This is a genomic window from Methylobacterium sp. WL6 (genome assembly GCF_008040095.1).
Classification (GTDB): domain Bacteria; phylum Pseudomonadota; class Alphaproteobacteria; order Rhizobiales; family Beijerinckiaceae; genus Methylobacterium.
The window spans coordinates 1-20720 of the sequence record NZ_VRVH01000037.1 but is presented as its reverse complement, the minus strand read 5'-3'; the positions used below and the strand labels follow the sequence as shown (position 1 = coordinate 20720).

Below are 20720 nucleotides of genomic sequence, written 5' to 3'. Positions count from 1 at the left end.
GCGACCCCGCGCGAGCGGTTCGGGGGGGGCCGGATCGGCACGGGGAGCCCGGCGCATCAACACGCGGTTTCGCGCGATTCGAGAAGCCGGAAACCGAAACGGATCAGCCGCGCGGGAATTCCAGGCCCATCTCGCGGTAGCGGGCCGGGTCGTCGGCCCAGTTCTCGCGCACCTTCACGTGCAGGAACAGGTGGACCGTGGTCTCGGCGACCTCGGCGATCTCGCGGCGGGCCGCCGTGCCGATCGCCTTGATGGTCTGGCCGTCCTTGCCGAGCACGATCGAGCGCTGGCTCTCGCGCTCGACGAAGATGGTCTGCTCGATCCGCACCGAGCCGTCCTTGCGCACCTGCCACTGGTCGGTCTCGACGGTGGAGCGGTAGGGCAGCTCCTCGTGCAGCCGATCGTAGAGCTTTTCGCGCGTGATCTCGGAGGCGAGCATGCGGATGGGGGCGTCCGAGACCTGGTCCTCCGGGTAGAGCCAGGGGCCGGAGGGCATCAGCTTGGCGAGCGCCTGCTTGAGCGTGGCGATGCCGTCGCCGTTCAGCGCCGAGATCATGAAGGTGTCGGCGAACGGGATGCGCTTGTTCAAGTCCTCGGCGAGCGCGAGCAGCTTCTCGCGCAGGATCAGGTCGATCTTGTTGAGGATCAGGATCTTGTGGCGGCGCACGTCCGGCAGGCGCGCCAGGATCGTCTCCAGCTCCTCGTCGATCCCCTTGCGCGCGTCGACCAGCAGGCAGACCGCGTCGGCGTCGGCCGCCCCGCTCCAGGCGGAGTGGACCATCGCCCGGTCGAGCCGGCGCTTGGGCTGGAAGATGCCGGGGGTGTCGACCAGCACCACCTGGGCCGAGCCCTCGATCAGGATGCCGCGCACCAGCGCCCGCGTGGTCTGGACCTTGCGCGAGACGATCGAGACCTTGGTGCCGACGAGGCTGTTCAGGAGCGTCGACTTGCCGGCGTTCGGCACGCCGATCAGCGCCACGAAGCCGGCCTTGGCATCGGCCGGGGTGCCCGGCAGCAGGCTCGGGGGGGCGCGCTCCGGCACCGCCTCGAATTCGTCCCGCGGGCCGTCCTCGGGTTCGTCGTGGGGCATCGCGCTCATGTCCGGTCCTCGCTCGGCCGCTCGCCGGCCCCCTGGCCGGCATCCCGCCCTGCCCCGTCTCCGCCCGGGCCGGCGCCGTCGCCGATGCCCTCGCGCGCCAGCACGGTGCGGGCGGCGTCCTGCTCGGCGAGGCGCTTCGACGGCCCCTCGCCGACCCCCGGCTCGAGCCCTTCGACGCGGGCGGCGATGCGGAAATGCGGCGCGTGGTCGGGGCCGGAGCGCTCGACGACGTCGTAGGCCGGAATCGCGAGGCCGCGGCCCATCGCCCATTCCTGCAGCGCCGACTTCGCGTCGCGGCCGCGCGGCGCGCCGGTCGGCTCGGCCGGGCGGAAGGCGGATTCGATCAGCGCCCGGGCGGCCTCGTAGCCGGCATCCATGTAGACCGCGCCGAGGATCGCCTCGCAGACGTCGGCCAGGATGGTCTGGTTGCGGCGGCCGCCGCCCAGGACCTCGCCCTGCCCGAGGACGAGGTGCGGGCCGACGTCCCAGGCGGTGGCGACGGCGGCGCAGGTCTCGCGCCGGACCAGCCCCGCCAGCCGGCGCGAGAGGTCGCCCTCGTCGGCCTGCGGAAAGGCGGCGTAGAGCCGGTCGGCGATGGCGAGGCCGAGGACGCGGTCGCCGAGGAATTCGAGGCGCTGATAGCTGCCGGCGCGGCCCGCCGCCTTGCTCACATGCGTCACCGCGCGGGCGAGCAGCGACGGATCGGCGAAGCTGTGGCCGATGCGCGCCTCCAGCACCGACAGATCGGGCTTCGGGCGGGTGATGCGCCGTGCGCGGGCGGAGGGGCGCGCCTCGTCGGGCAAGGCGGGGGTCAGTGGATCGTCGAGAACAGGCGGCCCCAGCGCACGTGGGCCGGCCAGTTCCAGATCTGCCAGGCGGGCGTGCCCTCGTCGATCGAGAAGAAGATCATCTCGGCGCGGCCGACGAAGTTCTCGAACGGGACGTAGCCGACGTTGGCGAGGTCGCGCGAGTCGGTGGAGTTGTCGCGGTTGTCGCCCATCATGAAGAAGTGCCCCGGCGGCACGGTGTAGAGCTCGGTCTTGTCCCAGAACCCGTTGTCGCCGTCGCGCTCGATCGTGTGGTGCACGACGCCGTTCGGCAGCGTCTCGTTGTACTGCGGCACCTTGGTCGCCTGGCCGTACGGATCGATGGTCTCGTAATCGGCGATGCGCTCGCGCTTGACCGGCTTGCCGTTGATGTTGAGCACGCCGTCGATCATCTGGATCTTGTCGCCGGGCAGGCCGATCACCCGCTTGATGTAGTCGGTGGCATTGTCCTTGGGCAGCTTGAACACCGCGATGTCGCCGCGCTTCGGCTCGGCGGCCCAGATGCGCCCCTCCGCCTTGGTCGGCAGGTATTCGCTCAAGGGCAGCGAGTACTTCGAGTAGCCGTAGGAATATTTCGACACGAACAGGTAGTCGCCGATCAGCAGCGTCGGGATCAACGATCCCGAGGGGATGTTGAACGGCTGGAACAGCAGCGTGCGCACCACCAGCGCGATGAGCAGCGCCTGGATCCCGACCTTCAGGGTCTCGCGGATGCTGGCCCAGGTCCCCGGTTGCGCCCGGACCTCGTGTTTGCCGTCCCGATCCAAGCGCACGCGTTCCATCTGTCGATCCGTCTGGGACGAGGCCGACGGCCCGCGCGGGCGCTGCCCGCGGCGCCCCACCGTGTCCGTTGCGTCGCGGCGGTCTAGACCAAGCCGGGTTCCCCCGCAACGCGGCGGGAGGTGGCGTCAACCCCGCCCGGTGCCCTCCGGCACGGCCTCGATGATCACGAAAGCTTGTGCCATCGGCGGGTCGTCGGTGAGGGTGACGTGCAACCGCGCCGCGTGCCCGGCCGGCAGCATCGCGGCCAGCCGGTCCAGGGCTCCGCCGGTGAGATGCAGCGTCGGCTGCCCGCCGGGCAGGTTCACGACCTCCATGTCGCGCCAGAACACCCCGTGCGCGAGGCCGGTGCCGAGCGCCTTGGCGCAGGCCTCCTTGGCGGCGAAGCGCCTTGCGTAGGACGGCGCGCGGGCCGCCTTGCGGTCGCACCGGGCCCGCTCGCCGTCGGTGAACACCCGGTGCGTGAAGCGCTCGCCGAAGCGCGCGAGCGAGCGCTCGATCCGGCGGATGTCGCAGAGGTCGGAGCCGATCCCGAGGATCATCGGCCCCGGCTCCCCGCCCGGGCCGCCTCCATCGCCGCGCGCATGTCGCGGATCGCCCGGGGCAGCCCGACGAAGATCGCGTCGGCGATGAGCGCGTGGCCGATGTTGAGCTCGCGGATCTCCGGGATCCGCGCGATCGGCCCGACGCTGTCGGTGGTCAGCCCGTGGCCGGCATGGATCTCCAGCCCGAGCCCCTGCCCGTGCTCGGCGGCACGGACGATCCGGGCGAGCTCGTGCGCGGTCGCGGCCGCATCGCCCGCGACCGCGGCCTCGCAGTAGCTGCCGGTATGGAGCTCCACGACCGGCGCGCCGAGCGCGTGGGCCGCCTCCATCACCGCCGCGTCCGGCTCGACGAACAGCGACACCCGGATGCCGGCCTCGGCCAGCGCGCGGATGCGAGGCGCGAGGTGATCGCGCCCGCCGACGATGTCGAGGCCGCCCTCCGTGGTGCGCTCCTCGCGCTTCTCGGGGACGAGGCAGGCGGCATGCGGCTTCAGCGTGCGGGCGAGCGCCACCATCTCGTCGGTGGCCGCCATCTCGAAGTTGAGCGGCACGGTCAGCGTCCGGGCGAGCGCGGCCATGTCGGCGTCGCGGATGTGCCGCCGGTCCTCGCGCAGGTGGGCCGTGATCCCGTCGGCACCGGCCTCCACCGCCAGCAGCGCCGCCCGCACCGGGTCGGGATAGCTGCCGCCGCGGGCGTTCCGGACGGTGGCGACGTGGTCGATGTTCACGCCGAGGCGGAGAGGATGTGCCGACATGCGCCGATCTTTTCGCGTGGCTTCGAGGTGATCGCGTCGTGCTTAGCCCAGATCGGGCCGCCATGGCGCCTCGCCGCCGCGAGAAATCTCCCGACCCGTGCTGTTTCGAAGGCGACGCGCCGCGGGTCGGATGGTCGCGGCCTCCTGCGAAGGGCCCTCGAACGCGGAAAGGCCGGGCACGACGGCCCGGCCTCCCTTCGACGAAGCCCGAAAGCTCGTCCGTCGTTGGTGCTCAGCGGACCGGGTTGGCGCCGGCGTTGCCCGGAACCGTGCGGGCGCCGTCCTCGCGGCCGGCCGGCATCGCGTTGGCGGCGCCCGGAGCGGTGCCGGTTGTGGCCGGCATGTCGCCCCGCATCGTGCCGCCCTTCTCCATCGTCTTCTCGGACGGGCTCTTCACGCTGCCGGGATTGTTCATGTTGCCGGTCGCGGACTGCGCGAACGCCGCACCCGAGAGTGCGAGCACGAGCGCCGTGGCGGAGATGAGTGTCTTACGCATGGGACGGATCCTTCGTGTGGTCGGTGTGGGAGGAGGAACGTCGCGGCCCGGGGATGGTTCGGAGAAACTTCGCGCGGCCGACCTCTCGGTGCGTGCGAGCCGCGCCCAGGGGCCTGGTCCCGTTGCGCTTTCCGGGGAACGGAAATCGTCGCCGCCCTCCGGAAGCGCGTCGCGGCGTTCGATCGCCGGCACGCAGGCGACGGGACGGCCCGACGTGCCCGGTCGTGCGATGCAGCCTTGCGATTCAGCCTTGCGATTTTCCCCGAAACCGACTATCCGCCGCCACTCGCGTTCGCTCCGGCTGGGGGCTGAACGGACGGTGCCGTTCGCGGCACAGGCTTTTTTCCGCGTCGCCTGGCGACGATCGAACGAGCCGTCGTCCCGTGTCTCCGCCTTCGATCAACCGCTCGGGCCCGTTGAAACGGCTCGGAGGGCTTGGCGCCGGGCGATCTCGCGAACCGAACCGGCCCGGAACTCATCGTGCATCTGCATGTCCGGGCCTCATTCAAGCTGAAGGGCCCGTAATGCCTCTCTACGAGCACGTATTCCTGGCACGCCAGGACGTGACGTCCCAGCAGGTCGAGACGATGATCGAGACCTACAAGGGCGTCATCGAACAGAACGGCGGACGTTTCGAGAAGATCGAGATGTGGGGCGTCAAGTCCCTCGCCTACCGGATCAAGAAGAACCGCAAGGCGCACTTCACCCTGCTCAACATCGACGCCCCCCCGGCCGCCATGGCCGAGATGGAGCGCCAGATGCAGATCTCGGAAGACGTGCTGCGCTTCATGACCATCCGCGTGGAGGAGCTCGAGCACGAGCCGTCCGCGATGATGCAGAAGCGCGACCGCGACGACCGCAAGGATCGCGAGCGCGGCCGTCGTCGCGACGACGAGGGCTTCGGTGGTGGCGGCGGCTTCGGCGGCGACCGCGACCGTGGGGATCGTGGCGACCGCGGCGACCGGCCCGAGCGCAACTTCGGCGGGGAGAACTAAGCCATGGCATTCGGTGCAAGTGCTGGTGGAGCCGCCGGCGGCGGTGGCCGTCGTCCGTTCTTCCGTCGTCGCAAGACCTGCCCCTTCTCCGGCGCCAACGCGCCGAAGATCGACTACAAGGACGTGAAGCTGCTGTCCCGCTACGTCTCGGAGCGCGGCAAGATCGTTCCGTCCCGCATCACCGCGGTCTCGGCCAAGAAGCAGCGCGAGCTCGCCCAGGCGATCAAGCGCTCGCGCTTCCTCGGCCTGCTCCCCTACGTCATCAAGTAGGCTCTTCGGAAACCTGCCGGCCCTGGTCCGCCAGGGTCGGCCACCATCCTTCGGGCGACGGTCTCCGCCGCCCGATCGTTGGGGCGCCTCGCCTCTAACCCCGCCCGCACTCCTGCGCGGCGGCGGGACAGCGGATCTCATGGTTCAGAACCTCGGCATCAGCATCGGCGCGGGCCTCGTCTCGGCACTCCTGTTCGGGATGCTGCTGAAGGCCACCCCGCTCGCGATCGTCCTCTATCTCCTGGCGCCCCTGCCGATCCTCATCGTGGGACTCGGTTGGAATTCCCGCGCCGCGCTCGCGGCGGCGGCTTCCGGCAGCCTCGCGCTCGCCCTCGTCGTCTCCCCCTATCTCGGCCTCGGATTCGCCGCCTACCTCGCCGTGCCGGCGTGGTGGCTCGCCTATCTCGCCCTGCTCGGCCGGCCGAACGCCGACGGCAGCCTCGAATGGTATCCGACAGGTCGCCTCCTCGGCTGGACCGGCGCGACCGCGGCGCTGGCCTTCATCGCCATCGCCGTCCTGTCCGCGCCGAGCCACGAGGCATTCGAGGGACAGCTGAAGAGCCTGGCCGGCACCATCGTCCGCGCCCAGATGCGTGGCCTGCCGAGCGCGCCGGCCAAGCCCGATGCCGCCCGCCCGGACGCCAACGAGCCCGTCGCTGACAAGCCCGTCGGCGAAAAGCCGGCGGCCCCCGAAAAGCCCAGCGACGCGGCCGATGCCACGCCTGCGGGATCCGAGGCGCATGACGACCTGGTCGATGCGCTGGCGCGCACCGTGCCGGCCTTCGCCGCCAACGGGCTCGCCCTGCTCCTGACCTTCTACCTCTGGGCCTCCGCCCGCATCGTCCAGCTCTCGGGCCGCCTGCCGCGGCCCTGGCCGGACATCCCGTCGACCGTGATGCCGCGCGCCATGCTCGGGCTGCTCGGCCTCGCCGTGATCCTCGCCTTCGCGCCGGGCTACTCGGGCGTGCTCGGCACGGCCCTGGTCGGCTCGGTGAGCGCGGTCTTCGCGCTGCAGGGGCTCGCCGCCTTCCACGACCGCAGCCGCGGCCGGCCGGCGCGCGGCATGATGCTGTTCGGTCTCTACCTGATCCTGTTCTTCACGCAGGGCATCGCCCTGATCGTGCTCACCCTGTTCGGCCTCGCCGACACCGCGCTCAACCGGCGCCGTCGCCCCGACGGCGCGACCCCTTGAGACCCCGGCCGGCCCTCATCGGCGGCCTTACCTGAAGAAGGACGAAGACCATGGAAGTGATCCTGCTGGAGCGCGTCGCCAAGCTCGGCCAGATGGGCGAGACCGTGAACGTCAAGCCGGGCTTCGCCCGCAACTTCCTCCTCGCCCGCGGCAAGGCGCTGCGCGCGACGGAAGGCAACAAGAAGCACTTCGAGACCCAGCGCGCGCAGCTCGAGGCGAAGAACCTCGACCGCAAGAAGGACGCCGAGGCGGTCGCCGAGAAGCTCGACGGCCAGACCTTCGTGCTCATCCGCCAGTCGGGCGAGTCGGGCGTGCTCTACGGCTCGGTCTCGACCCGCGACCTCGCCGAGGTCGTGACCAAGGAAGGCTTCACCGTCGAGCGCGGCCAGTTCACCCTGAACCAGCCGATCAAGACGCTCGGCCTGCACGTGATCCCGGTGGTGCTCCACCCCGAGGTCGACGTGAAGGTGACCGTCAACGTCGCCCGCAGCCCGGAAGAGGCCGAGCGTCAGGCCCGCGGCGAGTCGGTCACCGAGCGCGAGGCGTTCAACCTCGACGACCTCGGCCTGGAGGTCGGCATGGCGCTGGCCGAAGCCGGCGAAGGCGCCGACGACCGCGGCTGATCGCATCGCCCTGCCCCCCCACGTGGGAGGGCGGGCTGTGAATGGCGGTGACAGCGGGGAAGGCGGCCCGGGAGGGTTGACGTGTTCCTTGTTTGTTCCAAGATGGGCGCCCGTTCCTCGCACCGAGGGGCGGGCGTCCTCGCGTTCCGGGCACGGTGACGCGGACGCCGGCGGCTAAGCATCGGTCAACCCGACTGGTGCCATGGTCGTCGGATCATGTCTGGGATGCGGCGCCGGCCCGGCCCGCATCGATTCGGAGCGACCGCCGATGGCCCTGCCCAATGCCCTAGCGGCCAAGCTCGAAGCCGTGCAGGCGGAGTACCGCGTCGCGCCGCACAACATCGACGCGGAGCAGGCGCTGCTCGGCGCGATGCTGGTGAACAACGACGCCTACTACCGCGTCTCGGACTTCCTGCTGCCCGAGCACTTCATGGAGGACGCCCACCAGCAGATCTTCCAGGTGGCGACCTCGCTGATCAAGGCGGGCAAGCTCGCGACCCCGATCACCCTGAAGACCTATCTCGGCGACGCCGACTTCGGCGGCCAGACGGTGATGCAGTACCTCGCGCGGCTGGCGGCCGACGCCACCACCGTCATCAACGCCGGCGAGTACGGCCGCACGATCTACGACCTCGCGATCCGCCGTCGGCTGATCACCATCGGCGAGGACCTTGTCAACGGCGCCTACGAGGCCCCGGTCGAGCAGGCCCCGCGCGACCAGATCGAGGACACCGAGCGCCGGCTCTACGAGCTGGCCGAGGCCGGCAAGTACAGCGGCGGCTTCCAGAAGTTCTCGGACGCGCTCACCGCCGCCGTCGACATGGCGGCCAAGGCGTATCAGCGCGAGGGCAAGCTCTCGGGGCTGGCCACGGGGCTCTCCGACCTCGACGCCAAGATGGGCGGCCTGCAATCCTCGGATCTGATCATCCTCGCCGGCCGCCCGGCCATGGGCAAGACCTCGCTCGTCACCAACATCGCCTTCAACATCGCGAAGGCCTACCAGGGCGAGAAGCAGGCCGACGGCACGATCAAGACCAAGAACGGCGGCATCGTCGGGTTCTTCTCGCTCGAGATGTCGGCCGAGCAGCTCGCCACCCGCATCATCGCCGAGCAGTCGGGCGTGCCCTCCTACAAGATCCGCCGCGGCGACATCCGGCCGGAGGACTTCTACAAGATCACCGACGCCGCCCGCGACATGCAGACGATCCCGTTCTACATCGACCAGTCGGGCGGCATCTCGATCGCGCAGCTCGCCGCCCGCGCCCGGCGCCTCAAGCGCCAGAAGGGCCTCGACGTGCTGATCGTCGACTACCTCCAGCTGCTGGCGGGCTCCGGCAAGCGCTCGGACAACCGCGTGCAGGAGATGACCGAGATCACCACCGGCATGAAGGCGCTGGCCAAGGAGCTCTCGGTTCCGATCATCGCCCTGTCGCAGCTGTCGCGTCAGGTCGAGAACCGCGACGACAAGCGCCCGCAGCTCTCGGACCTGCGCGAATCGGGCTCGATCGAGCAGGACGCCGACGTGGTGATGTTCGTGTTCCGCGAGGAATACTACGTCAACAACAAGAAGCCCCGCGAGGGCACGGAGGAGTTCTTCGCCTGGGAGGCGGAGATGAACCGCGTCCACGGCAAGGCCGAGGTGATCCTCGGCAAGCAGCGCCACGGCCCGACCGGCACGGTGGAGCTGCAGTTCGACGCCAACATCACCCGGTTCTCGAACCTCGCGCAGAGCGACCGGCTGCCCGAGCAGATGTGATAGGGCGCGCGCTCCGCCCGATCGGAGACGCCCCATGGCGCTGGCGAAGCAGGCTCGGCCCCGCGAGACGACCACCCTGAACGACGTGTTCGAGGCCGAGCGCGGCCTCGTCGGGCTGATCCTCGCCGACCCTGCCACCGACGGAGTGATGGCCCAGATCCTCCGCGATGAGGATTGGACCCATCCGCTCCATCGCGGCGTGTTCGAGGTCGCGGGCGCCCTCGTGGCGGCCGGCGAGGCGATCACCCTCGCGGCCGTCCTGCCGCGGGTCGCCGACGTGGGGCCGGACGGAACGCCGGCCGAGGCCTATCTCGCGGCGCGGATCGCGGGCGCGCCTGCGGCATCGGAGGCCGAACCGCTCGCGCGGCGTCTCGCTGCCGCGGCCGACATCCGCGACCGCCCCGCCCCCTATCTCCGCGACGTCTACGCATGGGCCTTCGCGCAGGCCGAGCGTCTCCGGCGCGGAGAGTTCTCGTCCCTCGACGCACTCAACCTGGCGGAGGAGATCGAGGACTCGGGCACCGAGATCTACGACCGTCTGGAAAGCGTGCTCCGCATCACGCTGATCCGTCTGCTGACATGGGATTTTCAGCCCGAGAAGCGGACGCGAAGCTGGGCGCTGTCGATTCGGACCGGGCGCCGGGCCGCAGTGAAGCTTCTCGAACGCAACCCCGGCTTCAAGAGCCGCCTGTCCGGTGCCATCCGGGAAGCCTACGACGACGCCCGGATCGAGGCCGCGGGCGAGACCGGCCTCGACGAAACGGTGTTTTCCGATGCCTGCCCCTATTCCCACGAGGCGATCATGACCGGCGCGATCGCCTGGCCGCCCGAGCCGGAGGCGGGCTAGGCGCCCACGCTACAGCGTCACCAGCGCGCTAGGCTGCTTCACCTCGATCTCGACGAAGGCGATCGGATGGTCCGAGCCGTTCATCACGTCGTGGCGGATGCCCGCCGGGCGGCTGTAGGCCTGCCCCGCGGCGAGCGCAGTCTCGCCGACCTGCTCGCCGTCATGGACCCGGAGCGTTCCGGCCACCAGCATCACCACGAAGTAGGGCCAGCCGTGCTCGTGCCATCCGGTCACCGCGCCGGGGGCGAAATCCCAGCGGGTGATGCGAAGCGTCGCGTCGTCCTGCTGGACGGTGGGAATCGCCGGGATCGTGCAGGCGAACGCCATTGGCTGTCTCCTCGGAAGGCTGCGCGCGCCGCAAGCCCCGTGTTGCAGGTTTCGCGTTGCAGGTCCTGCGTTGCAGGCCTCGTGCCTTCCGGCCGCTGGCGCGGTAATGGCATGCCCTGACCCGTCAGGCTGCGCGGACGGCGACGCACGCGCGGCGGAACATCGGAGCCCGACGATTTCCCGAGACAGCACCGTCGCGACCGACGCCATCGGGCACGGCGCCCGCCTCATCGTCGATCTCGACGCCATCGCGGAGAACTGGCGCCGCCTCTCGGCGGAGGCACCGGGCCGCGCCTGCGCCGCGGTGGTGAAGGCCGACGCCTATGGCTGCGGCGCCGAGCCGGTCGCCCGGGCGCTCTGGGCGGCGGGCTGCCGCACGTTCTTCGTCGCGCATCTCGGCGAGGCCGCCCGCGTGCGGGGCGCGCTGCCCGAGGTCGCGATCTACGTCCTGAACGGGCTCTCGCCCGGCTCCGCCCCGGCCTATCTGGCGATGGACCTGCGCCCCGTCCTCGGCTCGGTCGAGGAGGTGTCGGACTGGGCGGCGGCCTCGCGCGGGATGCGTGCGGCCGCGCTCCACGTCGACACCGGCATGAACCGCCTCGGGCTCGCCGTCCCGGAGGCGCTGGCGCTTGCCGGCGATCCACGGATCGGGGCCGCCGGCATCGACCTCGTGATGAGCCACCTCGTCAGCGCCGAGCTGCCCGACGAGTCGGTCAACGCCCGGCAGATCGCCGACTTCGCGACGGTGCGGGCGGCGTTTCCCGGCATTCCCGGCTCGCTCGCCAACTCGTCGGGCATCTTCCTCGACGGGGCGACGCATCACGACCTGCTGCGGCCCGGCTACGCCCTGTTCGGCGGCAACCCGACCCCCACGCGCCATACCAACCCGATGCGGCCGGTGGTGCGGCTGGAGGCGACGATCCTGCAGATCCGGCACGTCGCGGCCGGCGCGCAGGCCGGCTACAACGGGCGCTGGACCGCGCCCGCGCCCCGGCGCCTCGCGACGCTCTCACTCGGCTACGCCGACGGCTATCCCCGGGCCGCGAGCGGGCACGGCCACGCGCTCGTCGCCGGCATTCCCTGCCCGATCCTCGGCCTCGTCTCGATGGACCTGATCATCCTCGACGTCACCGAGGCGGCGGACGCCCGGCGCGGCACCGTCGCCACGCTGATCGGCGATGGGCTGGACGTCGACACGGTGGGACGCGCCGCCGGCACGATCGGCTACGAGATCCTGACGGGGCTGGGTTCTCGTTACGTTCGCACATATATCGGGGCGTGACGCCGTCCGCCCCGAGCGGATCCGGCCCCGAACCCGCTGCGAGCGCATGGCAAAGATCCACCAGACCTTCATCTGCCAGGCCTGCGGCGCGGTCTACAACCGCTGGCGCGGGCGCTGCGAGGCCTGCAATGGCTGGAACACGATCGTCGAGGAGACGCCCGGCGGCTCCGGGCCGCAATCGGGCCCGGCCGCGACCCGGCCCGGCCGGGCCCGCGGGCGGGTGTTCCCCCTCGAGGGCCTGACCGGCGAGGCGCGGGAAGCGCCGCGCATCCCCTCCGGCATCGGCGAGCTCGACCGCGTCACCGGCGGCGGATTCGTGCGCGGCTCGGTGATCCTGCTCGGCGGCGATCCCGGCATCGGCAAGTCGACCCTGCTGATGCAGGCCTCGGCCGCGATGGCGAAGACCGGCGAGCGCGTCGCCTACATCTCCGGCGAGGAGGCGGTGGGGCAGGTGCGCCTGCGCGCCGAGCGCCTCGGGCTGTCGGGCCACCCGGTGGAGCTGGCGGCCGAGACCAACGTCGAGGACATCGTCGAGACTCTGTCGCAGGGGCGCCCGCCGGCGCTGGCGATCATCGATTCGATCCAGACCATGTGGACCGAGACCGTCGAATCGGCGCCCGGCACGGTCACGCAGGTGCGCTCCTCCGCCCAGTCCCTGATCCGCTTCGCCAAGACCACGGGCACGGCGGTGATCCTCGTCGGCCACGTCACCAAGGACGGGCAGATCGCCGGCCCGCGGGTGGTCGAGCACATGGTCGACGCGGTGGCCTCGTTCGAGGGCGACCAGGGCCACCATTTCCGCATCCTGCGGGCGGTGAAGAACCGCTTCGGGCCGACCGACGAGATCGGCGTGTTCGAGATGACCGACATGGGGCTGGCCGAGGTGCCGAACCCCTCGGCGCTATTCCTGGCGGGACGCGACCACCAGGCCGCCGGCACCGCGGTCTTCGCCGGCATGGAGGGCACGCGGCCCCTGCTGGTGGAGATCCAGGCGCTGGTCGCGCCCTCGTCGCTCGGCATGCCGCGCCGGGCCGTGGTCGGCTGGGACCCGAACCGGCTCTCGATGGTGCTCGCGGTGCTCGAAGCCCATGGCGGCATCCGCCTGGGCACGCACGACGTCTATCTCAACGTCGCGGGCGGCCTGCGCATCTCCGAGCCCGCGGCGGATCTGGCGGTGGCCGCCGCCCTGGTCTCGTCGCTGTCGGGCGCGGTGCTGCCGCCGGAGACCGTGTATTTCGGCGAGATCGGCCTGTCCGGCGCGATCCGGCCGGTGGCGCAGGCCGGCGCGCGCCTCAAGGAGGCGCAGAAGCTCGGCTTCGCCAAGGCGATGACGCCGCAAGGGCGCGGCGAGACCACCGACCGCGCGCTCGCCACGGAGTCGCTGCGCCACATCGCCGACCTCGTGGCCGGCATCGCCGCGAACGGGCCGCGCCGGGTCGCCTCGGGCAAGCGCCGCCATGCGGCCCACGACGAGGATGCGGATTAGGCGACCGGCTGAGCGCGGTTCTCAGGACGACCTGTGCCGCGCCGGCGGCTTGGGAAGGGCGGTGAAAGCCCGTCTGCAACCGGCGGGTTCCGGCGGCCGGCAGTCGCCACCGAGGGTGACGACCGAGTTTGACCGCGATATAAGGCGCCCGCGGTCCAGGGGAGCCGCAGACCGCATCGCTTTCGTCGTGGCATCTCCCCATCCGATCCGAACCCGCAGATGCCGTTTTCCGTCCTCGATCTCGTGGTGCTCGGCATCGTCGTGGTGTCCGCCCTGCTGGCGGCCGTCCGCGGCGTCACGCGGGAGGTGCTGGCGATCATCGCCTGGGTCGCCGCCGCCGCGGTGGCGTGGTCGCTCTATCCGATGCTGCTGCCGACGGTGAAGCAGCACGTGACCAGCGACACCGTCGCCCTCGTCGCCTCGATCGCGGCGATCTTCCTCGGCACGCTGATCGTCGTCTCGATCATCACGGTGAAGATCTCCGACGTGGTGCTCGATTCGCGCATCGGCGCGATCGACCGCTCCCTCGGCTTCCTGTTCGGCGCCGCCCGCGGCTTCCTGATCTGCGTGATCGGCTGGGTGTTCCTGTCCTGGCTGGTGCAGGGCAAGGTGCCGACCTGGGCCGCCGAGGCGCGCACCCGGCCGATGCTGGAGAAGTCCGGCGACGCGCTGGTGGCGCAGCTGCCCGAGAATCCGGAAGGCTTCCTGAAGCAGTTCAAGAAGCCGAAGGTCGACACCCCGCAGAACGAACCTGTGGATGCACCGGCCGAGACCGAGGTGCCCCCGCGGCAGACCACGCCGGCCGTGCCCGCGCCGCGGCGCTGAGGGCGCGCGAAAGAAGGCCGGCTCAGCATATGTTGCCGCGGTGACCCTGACCTGCGTTCGATCCGGCTTGGTTGCGATGCCGCGAGGCCTCAGATAACGCCTTGACGACGGCGCCGCGGGGCCGGCCGCGCGGACGCGGTCTGGGCAGCTTGCGGGCGGACGGCAACCAGGGATCGACCTCAGGCCATGTCACACCGCGCCGCAACCGTGGATTCCGTCTTCGACCCCGAGACCGACGGCGATACGCTCCGCGAGGAATGCGGCGTCTTCGGCATCTTCGGGCATCCCGACGCCTCGGCGATCGTCGCGCTCGGGCTGCACGCCCTGCAGCACCGCGGCCAGGAGGCGGCGGGCATCGTCGCCTTCGACGGCGAGGTCTTCCATTCCGAGCGGCGCCCCGGCCTCGTCGGCGACTCGTTCTCGGACGGCGGCACAATCGCCCGGCTGAAGGGCCGCGCCGCGATCGGCCACGTGCGCTACTCGACCACCGGCGGCACCATCCTGCGCAACGTCCAGCCGCTCTTCGCCGAGCTGGCCGGCGGCGGCCTGGCGGTGGCGCATAACGGCAACCTCACCAACGCGCTCTCGATCCGACGCGATCTCGTGCGCGACGGCGCGATCACCCAGTCGACCTCCGACACGGAGGTGATCCTGCACCTGGCCGCGCGCTCGCGAAAGCCGCGGATCGTCGAGCGCTTCATCGACGCGCTGCAGGCGATCCAGGGCGCCTACGCCATCGTCGCGCTCACGAACAAGAAGCTGATCGGCGCCCGCGACCCGCTCGGCATCCGCCCGCTGGTGCTCGGCGAGCTCGACGGCCGCTACATGCTGGCCTCGGAGACCTGCGCGCTCGACATCATCGGCGCGAAGTTCGTGCGCGACGTCGAGAACGGCGAGGTCGTGGTGATCTCGGAGGACGGCATCGAGTCGATCCGCTTCGCCGACAAGGTGCCGATGCGGCCGTGCATCTTCGAGTACATCTACTTCGCCCGGCCGGATTCGGTGGTGAACGGCAAGAGCGTCTACGCCGTGCGCAAGAACATCGGCGTCGAGCTGGCCCGCGAGGCCGCGGTGCCGGCCGACGTGGTGGTGCCGGTGCCCGATTCCGGCGTGCCGGCCGCGCTCGGCTTCGCACAGCAGACCGGCATCCCGTTCGAGATGGGAATCATCCGCAACCACTATGTCGGCCGCACCTTCATCCAGCCGACCCAGTCGGTGCGCGAGCTCGGCGTGCGGATGAAGCATTCGGCCAACCGGGCGGCGATCGAGGGCAAGCGCATCGTGCTGGTCGACGACAGCCTGGTGCGCGGCACCACCTCGGTGAAGATCGTGCGGATGATGCGCGAGGCCGGCGCGGCGGAGGTGCACTTCCGCATCGCGAGCCCGCCGATCACCTATCCCGACTTCTACGGCATCGACACGCCGGAGCGCGAGAAGCTGCTGGCCGCCACCCACGACCTCGAAGGCATGCGCCGCTACATCGGCGCGGATTCGCTGGCCTTCCTCTCGATCCCCGGCCTGTACCGGGCGATGGGCGAGGCGGAGCGGATCGAGGCCTGCCCGCAATACACCGACCATTGCTTCACCGGCGACTACCCGACCGGCCTGACGGACCTCGCCATCGCCGGGCCGAAGCGCCTCGCGATGCTGGCCGAAGCGGACTGACCCCTCGCGCATGACCGACACGAAGACCTCACTCGACGGACGCGTCGCCGTCGTCACCGGTGCGTCCCGCGGGATCGGCCGGGCCGCCGCGCTGGCCCTGGCGGAGGCCGGCGCGCACGTCATCGCCGTGGCGCGCACGCAGGGCGCGCTGGAGGAGCTCGACGACGCGATCCGCAGGGTCGGCTCGAGCGCGACCCTCGTGCCCCTCGACCTGACCGACTACGACGGCATCGACCGGCTCGGCGCGGCGATCAACGAGCGCTGGAAGCGCCTCGACATCGTCGTCGGCAATGCCGGCATCCTCGGCAACCTCATGCCGATCGGGCACATCACCCCGAAGGTCTGGGGCCAGGTGATGGACGTCAACGTCACCGCGAACTGGCGGCTGATCCGCTCGTTCGACCCGCTGCTGCGGATGTCGGATGCCGGCCGGGCGATCTTCGTCACCTCCGGGGCGGCGGGCAAGTGCCGGGCCTACTGGGGGCCCTACTCGGTGTCGAAGGCGGCGCTCGAGGCGCTGGTGCGGACCTACGCCGCCGAGAACGAGACCACCAACGTCCGGGCGATGCTCCTCAATCCCGGCCCCCTGCGCACCGACATGCGCCGCGCGGCGATGCCGGGCGAGGACCCGGAGACGCTGAGGACGCCGGAAGATCTCGCCCCGCATTTCGTGCGGCTGGCGAGCCCCGCCTCGAGCGAAACCGGGCTGATCTACGACTTCCCCACCGACCGCACCGTGAGCCCGCAAGCGCCGCGCTGAGCGGTCGGGGCCGAGCCCGCACTTTTCCGGATATCCTGATGATCGACGTGCGCTGCATCTGCGCGATCGGCCAGCGCGGCCAGCTCGGGCTGAACGGCCAGCTCCCCTGGGAGGGCAACACCGACCCGCTCTTCGTGGAGGACGTGACGCGGTTTTTCGCGCTGACCATGGGCCATGTGCTGATCGCCGGCCCGAAGACGGTGGCCTCGGTGCCGGCCTTCGCGTTCAAGGACCGCACCATCGACGTGATCCGGTCGCACGAGGATCCGGAGGCGGTGCTCGCCCGCTATCCCGGTCGCCGCATCTTCGTCGGCGGCGGCATCGCGGTCTGGAACGTCTACGCGAAGTACATCCAGAACTGGGACGTCACCCGCCTGCCCTACGACGGCGAGGCAGACCGCTGGTTCGACCCGGCCTGGCTCGTCGGCGGCGCCCTGCGCGTCGGATAGGCGGATCTGGACAGTCCGTCGGGAAAGTCCGTACTCTCGCCCGATGGGCGAGCACAGCGTCATCGAAGCCGAAGAGCATCTGTCCGAGCTGATCGACCGCGCGCTCGCGGGCGAAGGCGTCGTGATCACCCGGGATGGTCGGCCGGTCGCCAACCTACAGCCGATCCCTCGGTCGGGGCGGCCCGTGACCGCCGAGGACCTGGATTGGCTGGCAGCCCGTCGCGCGCGAACCGCCGCGCCCTCCGAGGATGCCGGGCACCTCGTCGGCCGCATGCGCGACGAGGATTGGTGAGGACGTACCTCGATGCCAGCGTCCTGGTCGCCCTTCTGACGGATGATCCGTCCACGGCGCGGGCGGACGCCTTCTTTCGACTTCACGAGCCGATCGCGATCGTCAGCGATTTCGCAGCGGCGGAATTCGCCTCGGCCCTCGCACGCCGGGTGAGAACCGGCGAGATCGACGCGGGCGCCGCGCAATCGGCGTTCTCGGATCTCGATCGCTGGATCGAACGGGTCGCGGAACGCATCGAGGTCGCATCGTCCGACGTCGTCGCGGCGACCGGGTTTCTCCGCCGCCTCGATCTCACGCTCCGTACGCCGGACGCCCTGAACATCGCTCTGTGCCGTCGTGCGAATGCCGTCCTCGCGACCTTCGACATCAAGATGGCGACCGTCGCGCGCACCCTCGGCCTGCAGGTCACGGAAGGATAGCGTCCTTCGCGCCGAAAAATGCGCCCTCGGGACCGCACTGGGCCCGCTCCCGCCCTATCTGCGCTCGGATCCTCCTGACGAAAGATGCCATGAGCGCCCACAGCTACCGCTTCGGCATCGAAGAAGAGTATTTCTTGGCCGATGCGGAGACGCGCGGCACGCCGCGGCGCTCGGTCAAGCCGTTCCACGTCGAGGCGGCCGAGCGCCTGCCCGAGGCGGGGCGCGAGCTGCTGCAGTGCCAGGTCGAGGTCTGCACCCCGCCCGTCACCGCCTTCGCCGAGGCGCGCGACTCGCTCGCCCGGCAGCGCGGCGCGCTCGCGGACCTCGCCGCCGAGCACGAGCTGCTGATCTTCGCCGCGGGCACCCATCCGGTGGCCGACTGGTCGCGGCAACTGCCGACCAAGGGCGACCGCTACCGCGGCATCCTGCGCGACGTCGGCCTCGCCGGGCGCCGCAGCCTGATCTGCGGCATGCACGTCCACGTCGAGGTGCCGGACCCGGAGGCGCGCGTCGACCTGATGAACCGGCTGCTGCCGTTCCAGCCGCTGCTGTTCGCGCTCTCGGCCTCCTCGCCGTTCTGGCAGGGCAAGCCGACGGGGCTCACCGCCTACCGCCTCAGCGCCTTCGGCGAGCTGCCGCGCACCGGCCTGCCCGAGCTCTTCGCCGATGCCGCCGCCTATGCGCGCTACGTGCGGATCATGACGGAGGCGGGCTCGATCCAGGATGCGAGCTTCCTGTGGTGGTCGCTCCGGCCCTCGATCAAGTTCCCGACGCTGGAGCTGCGCATCGCCGACAGCTGCACGCGGCTGGCCGACGCGCTGACCATCGCCGCGCTGTTCCGCTGCCTCGTGCGCTGCGTGGTGCGCCGGCCGGACCTCAATGCCGGGCTCGACGGCGTCTCCCGGGCACTCGCCGACGAGAACCTCTGGCGCACCCAGCGCAGCGGCGTGGGCGCCGAGCTGATCGACGAAGCCCGCGAGGCGGCCCTGCCCTTCGCCGACGCCCTGGAGACGGTGCTCGACCTCGTCGCCGAGGATGCGGCGGCGCTCGGCTGCGCGGCCGAGGTCGCGCATGCGCGGACCATCGTCTCGGGCGGCACCAGCGCCGACGGCCAGATCGCCGCGTTCGAGGCCGCGCGGGACGCGGGGCACAGCAACCGGCAGGCGCTGGACCAAGTGGTGGAATGGCTGGCGCGGACGACCCGGGGCTGAGGCGTCGACGCGCGGGGCCGGTGCTCAGCCCTTGTCGAACGGGTTCGACGAGGTGCGCAGGGAGAGCCGGATCGGGGTGCCCGGCAGGGCGAACGCCTCGCGCAGCGAGTTCGTGAGGTAGCGGGTGTAGCTCTTCGGCATCGCGTTGAGCTGGTTGCCGAACAGGGCGAAGTGCGGCGGGCGGCTCTTCACCTGCGTGGCGTAGCGGATCTTGATGCGCCGGCCCGATACGGCCGGCGGCGGGTTGCGCTGCGTCGCCTCGGAGAGCCAGTCGTTGATCCGCGAGGTCGAGATGCGGGTGTCCCAGACCTCGGCCGCCTGCACCACCGCCTGCATCAGCTTGTCGACGCCGTCGCCGGCGAGCCCCGAGAGCGGCACCACCGCGACGCCGCGGACCTGCGGCAGCAGGCGGGTGCAGTCCTCGCGCAGCGACTTGAGCAGGCCCGGCTGGTCGGCGACGAGGTCCCACTTGTTGAGGCCGATCACCAGCGAGCGCCCCTCGCTCTCGACGAGGTCGACGATGGTGAGGTCCTGCTTCTCGAACGGGATCGTGGCGTCGAGCAGCACCACCACCACCTCGGCGAAGCGCACGGCGCGGATGCCGTCCGAGACCGCGAGCTTCTCGAGCTTGTCCTCGATCCGGGCGCGGCGGCGCATTCCGGCGGTGTCGTGCAGCTTGATCCGGCGCCCGCGCCATTCCCAGTCGAGCGAGATCGAATCGCGGGTGATGCCGGCCTCCGGGCCGACGAGCAGGCGGTCCTCGCCGAGCATTCGGTTGATCAGGGTCGACTTGCCGGCGTTGGGGCGGCCGACGATGGCGACCTTGAGCGGCTTGCCGCGCGGGTCGTCGTCGTCCTCGTCCTCGTCGGTCTCGGGCAGGGCTTCCTTCAGCGCCTCGTGCAGCTCGCCGATGCCCTCGCCGTGCTCGGCCGAGAACGGGATCGGGTCGCCCAGCCCGAGCCGGAACGACTCGTAGGCCCCGGCCATGCCGGCGCCGCCCTCGGCCTTGTTGGCGATGAGGATCACCTTGCAGCCGGCCCGGCGCACCAGCTCGGCGAAGGGCTGGTCGGCGGGCAGGATGCCGGCCCGCGCGTCGATGACGAACAGCACCACGTCCGCCTCGAGGATCGCGGCCTCGGTCTGCATCCGCATCCGGCCGAGCAGGGTGGCCGAATCGGCCTCCTCGAGACCGGCGGTGTCGATGATGCGGAAGTTCAGCCCGCCGAAGGCGACGTCGCCCTCGCGGCGGTCGCGGGTGACGCCCGGGCGGTCGTCGACCAGCGCCAGCTTCTTGCCGACGAGGCGGTTGAACAGGGTCGACTTGCCGACATTCGGCCGTCCGACGATCGCGACGGTCGGCAGTTCCATGGGGTGGTCCGTTCTATGTTCGGTCGAGCCGCCGGGCTGGCCGGGCGGCGAAGGTCCGGAGAATGCCCAAAACCTCCGGTGCGAGCCAGTCGCGCCGGAGGTTTTGGACTGGCGTGTCGAGCGATCAGCGCGTGATCGGCGGCGGGGGCGCGGCGGGCTCGGGCTTCGCCTCGGTCACCGTCACGGGACCGCCGGCGACCAGGGCGACGTAGACCTCGATGCGCTGGCGCAGGTTCTGCGGCGTCTCGGGGTCCATGTTGAGCTGGTCGAACCACCGCCCGGCCTCGTCGTACTGGCCGTTCTTCAGGGCGGTCAGCCCGAGCATCTCGCGGGCGGTGAAGCGGAACGGCGTGCCGGCGGCCAGGCTCTGCAGGCTGGCGAGCGCGGGCACCGGATCGGGCAGGTCGAGGCGGATCAGCGCCGCGCGGAGCCGCGCGAGGTCGCGCAGGCC

The 20720-nt window shown here is 71.0% G+C and carries 23 protein-coding genes and 1 pseudogene; 15 read left to right on the top strand and 9 right to left on the bottom strand.

Translation table 11 applies throughout. The features are described from left to right. Positions 1-103: 103 nt before the first annotated feature. The 6 genes from era to FV230_RS08075 all read right to left on the bottom strand — a co-directional run bounded on the left by era (position 104) and on the right by FV230_RS08075 (position 4502). Positions 104-1099 (bottom strand): GTPase Era, encoded by a 996-nt coding sequence (era, locus tag FV230_RS08100; RefSeq protein WP_147841983.1) that lies wholly within the window; start codon positions 1097-1099, stop codon positions 104-106. After that, complete coding sequence (gene rnc, locus FV230_RS08095) at positions 1096-1902, bottom strand: ribonuclease III (RefSeq protein ID WP_147841982.1); 807 nt, start codon at positions 1900-1902, stop codon at positions 1096-1098. Before rnc ends, era begins: the two co-directional genes overlap by 4 nt. 8 nt (positions 1903-1910) lie before the next feature. Then, positions 1911-2708 carry a signal peptidase I gene (gene lepB / locus FV230_RS08090; RefSeq protein WP_147841981.1) on the bottom strand — a complete coding sequence of 266 codons (798 nt, stop codon included), beginning with the start codon at positions 2706-2708 and terminating at the stop codon, positions 1911-1913. A gap of 126 nt (positions 2709-2834) precedes the next feature. After that, a complete protein-coding gene (gene acpS / locus FV230_RS08085) occupies positions 2835-3248 on the bottom strand; it encodes a holo-ACP synthase (protein ID WP_147725737.1) in 414 nt (137 codons plus the stop codon). Continuing rightward, complete coding sequence (locus FV230_RS08080; protein ID WP_147841980.1) at positions 3245-4006, bottom strand: pyridoxine 5'-phosphate synthase; 762 nt, start codon at positions 4004-4006, stop codon at positions 3245-3247. The genes acpS and FV230_RS08080 overlap by 4 nt, the downstream gene beginning before the upstream one ends. 232 nt (positions 4007-4238) lie before the next feature. Beyond that, the gene (locus FV230_RS08075) at positions 4239-4502 is read right to left on the bottom strand and encodes a hypothetical protein (RefSeq protein WP_147725735.1); all 264 of its coding nucleotides are present in this window, start codon (positions 4500-4502) and stop codon (positions 4239-4241) included. A gap of 524 nt (positions 4503-5026) precedes the next feature. Between FV230_RS08075 and rpsF the strand changes: the two genes are divergently transcribed. The 6 genes from rpsF (at position 5027) to FV230_RS08045 (ending at position 10185) form a co-directional block, all read left to right on the top strand. Then, entirely contained in the window at positions 5027-5497 is a 471-nt protein-coding gene (rpsF, locus tag FV230_RS08070; RefSeq protein WP_147725734.1) for a 30S ribosomal protein S6, read from the top strand. A gap of 3 nt (positions 5498-5500) precedes the next feature. Continuing rightward, positions 5501-5767, top strand: coding sequence for a 30S ribosomal protein S18 (gene rpsR / locus FV230_RS08065; RefSeq protein WP_147725733.1), 267 nt, complete (start codon positions 5501-5503; stop codon positions 5765-5767). 139 nt (positions 5768-5906) lie between these two features. Further along, a complete protein-coding gene (locus FV230_RS08060) occupies positions 5907-6959 on the top strand; it encodes a hypothetical protein (RefSeq protein WP_147841979.1) in 1053 nt (350 codons plus the stop codon). A 50-nt stretch (positions 6960-7009) separates the two neighbouring features. Continuing rightward, positions 7010-7582, top strand: coding sequence for a 50S ribosomal protein L9 (gene rplI / locus FV230_RS08055; protein ID WP_147725731.1), 573 nt, complete (start codon positions 7010-7012; stop codon positions 7580-7582). A 268-nt stretch (positions 7583-7850) separates the two neighbouring features. After that, on the top strand, positions 7851-9338 hold the full coding sequence (locus FV230_RS08050) for a replicative DNA helicase (RefSeq protein ID WP_147725730.1): 1488 nt from the start codon (positions 7851-7853) through the stop codon (positions 9336-9338). Between the two features lie 34 nt (positions 9339-9372). Beyond that, positions 9373-10185, top strand: coding sequence for a DUF29 family protein (locus FV230_RS08045; protein ID WP_147841978.1), 813 nt, complete (start codon positions 9373-9375; stop codon positions 10183-10185). 9 nt (positions 10186-10194) lie between these two features. On the opposite strand, the gene FV230_RS08040 is transcribed toward FV230_RS08045, so the two are convergent. Then, positions 10195-10512: a cupin domain-containing protein gene (locus tag FV230_RS08040; protein ID WP_147841977.1), complete on the bottom strand. Its 318-nt coding sequence runs from the start codon at positions 10510-10512 to the stop codon at positions 10195-10197. A gap of 106 nt (positions 10513-10618) precedes the next feature. Here FV230_RS08040 and alr point away from each other — a divergent pair, with 106 nt between their 5' ends. The 9 genes from alr to FV230_RS07995 all read left to right on the top strand — a co-directional run bounded on the left by alr (position 10619) and on the right by FV230_RS07995 (position 18901). Next, positions 10619-11794: an alanine racemase gene (gene alr, locus FV230_RS08035; RefSeq protein ID WP_147841976.1), complete on the top strand. Its 1176-nt coding sequence runs from the start codon at positions 10619-10621 to the stop codon at positions 11792-11794. 46 nt (positions 11795-11840) lie between these two features. After that, on the top strand, positions 11841-13280 hold the full coding sequence (gene radA, locus FV230_RS08030) for a DNA repair protein RadA (protein WP_147725726.1): 1440 nt from the start codon (positions 11841-11843) through the stop codon (positions 13278-13280). Between the two features lie 219 nt (positions 13281-13499). After that, on the top strand, positions 13500-14105 hold the full coding sequence (locus FV230_RS08025; protein WP_147841975.1) for a CvpA family protein: 606 nt from the start codon (positions 13500-13502) through the stop codon (positions 14103-14105). A 186-nt stretch (positions 14106-14291) separates the two neighbouring features. Beyond that, positions 14292-15770 carry an amidophosphoribosyltransferase gene (gene purF, locus FV230_RS08020; protein ID WP_147841974.1) on the top strand — a complete coding sequence of 493 codons (1479 nt, stop codon included), beginning with the start codon at positions 14292-14294 and terminating at the stop codon, positions 15768-15770. A gap of 10 nt (positions 15771-15780) precedes the next feature. Then, on the top strand, positions 15781-16530 hold the full coding sequence (locus tag FV230_RS08015; RefSeq protein WP_147725723.1) for an SDR family NAD(P)-dependent oxidoreductase: 750 nt from the start codon (positions 15781-15783) through the stop codon (positions 16528-16530). A 38-nt stretch (positions 16531-16568) separates the two neighbouring features. Then, complete coding sequence (locus tag FV230_RS08010; RefSeq protein ID WP_147841973.1) at positions 16569-16979, top strand: dihydrofolate reductase; 411 nt, start codon at positions 16569-16571, stop codon at positions 16977-16979. Between the two features lie 43 nt (positions 16980-17022). Beyond that, complete coding sequence (locus tag FV230_RS08005) at positions 17023-17271, top strand: type II toxin-antitoxin system prevent-host-death family antitoxin (RefSeq protein WP_147725721.1); 249 nt, start codon at positions 17023-17025, stop codon at positions 17269-17271. Next, positions 17268-17690 (top strand): type II toxin-antitoxin system VapC family toxin, encoded by a 423-nt coding sequence (locus FV230_RS08000; protein ID WP_147841972.1) that lies wholly within the window; start codon positions 17268-17270, stop codon positions 17688-17690. Before FV230_RS08005 ends, FV230_RS08000 begins: the two co-directional genes overlap by 4 nt. A gap of 89 nt (positions 17691-17779) precedes the next feature. Next, positions 17780-18901 (top strand): carboxylate-amine ligase, encoded by a 1122-nt coding sequence (locus FV230_RS07995; protein ID WP_147841971.1) that lies wholly within the window; start codon positions 17780-17782, stop codon positions 18899-18901. Between the two features lie 24 nt (positions 18902-18925). On the opposite strand, the gene der is transcribed toward FV230_RS07995, so the two are convergent. Then, positions 18926-20269, bottom strand: a complete 1344-nt coding sequence (gene der / locus FV230_RS07990; RefSeq protein WP_147725718.1) for a ribosome biogenesis GTPase Der — start codon at positions 20267-20269, stop codon at positions 18926-18928. A 124-nt stretch (positions 20270-20393) separates the two neighbouring features. Next, a pseudogene (locus FV230_RS07985) lies at positions 20394-20720 on the bottom strand (hypothetical protein); the annotation flags it as partial.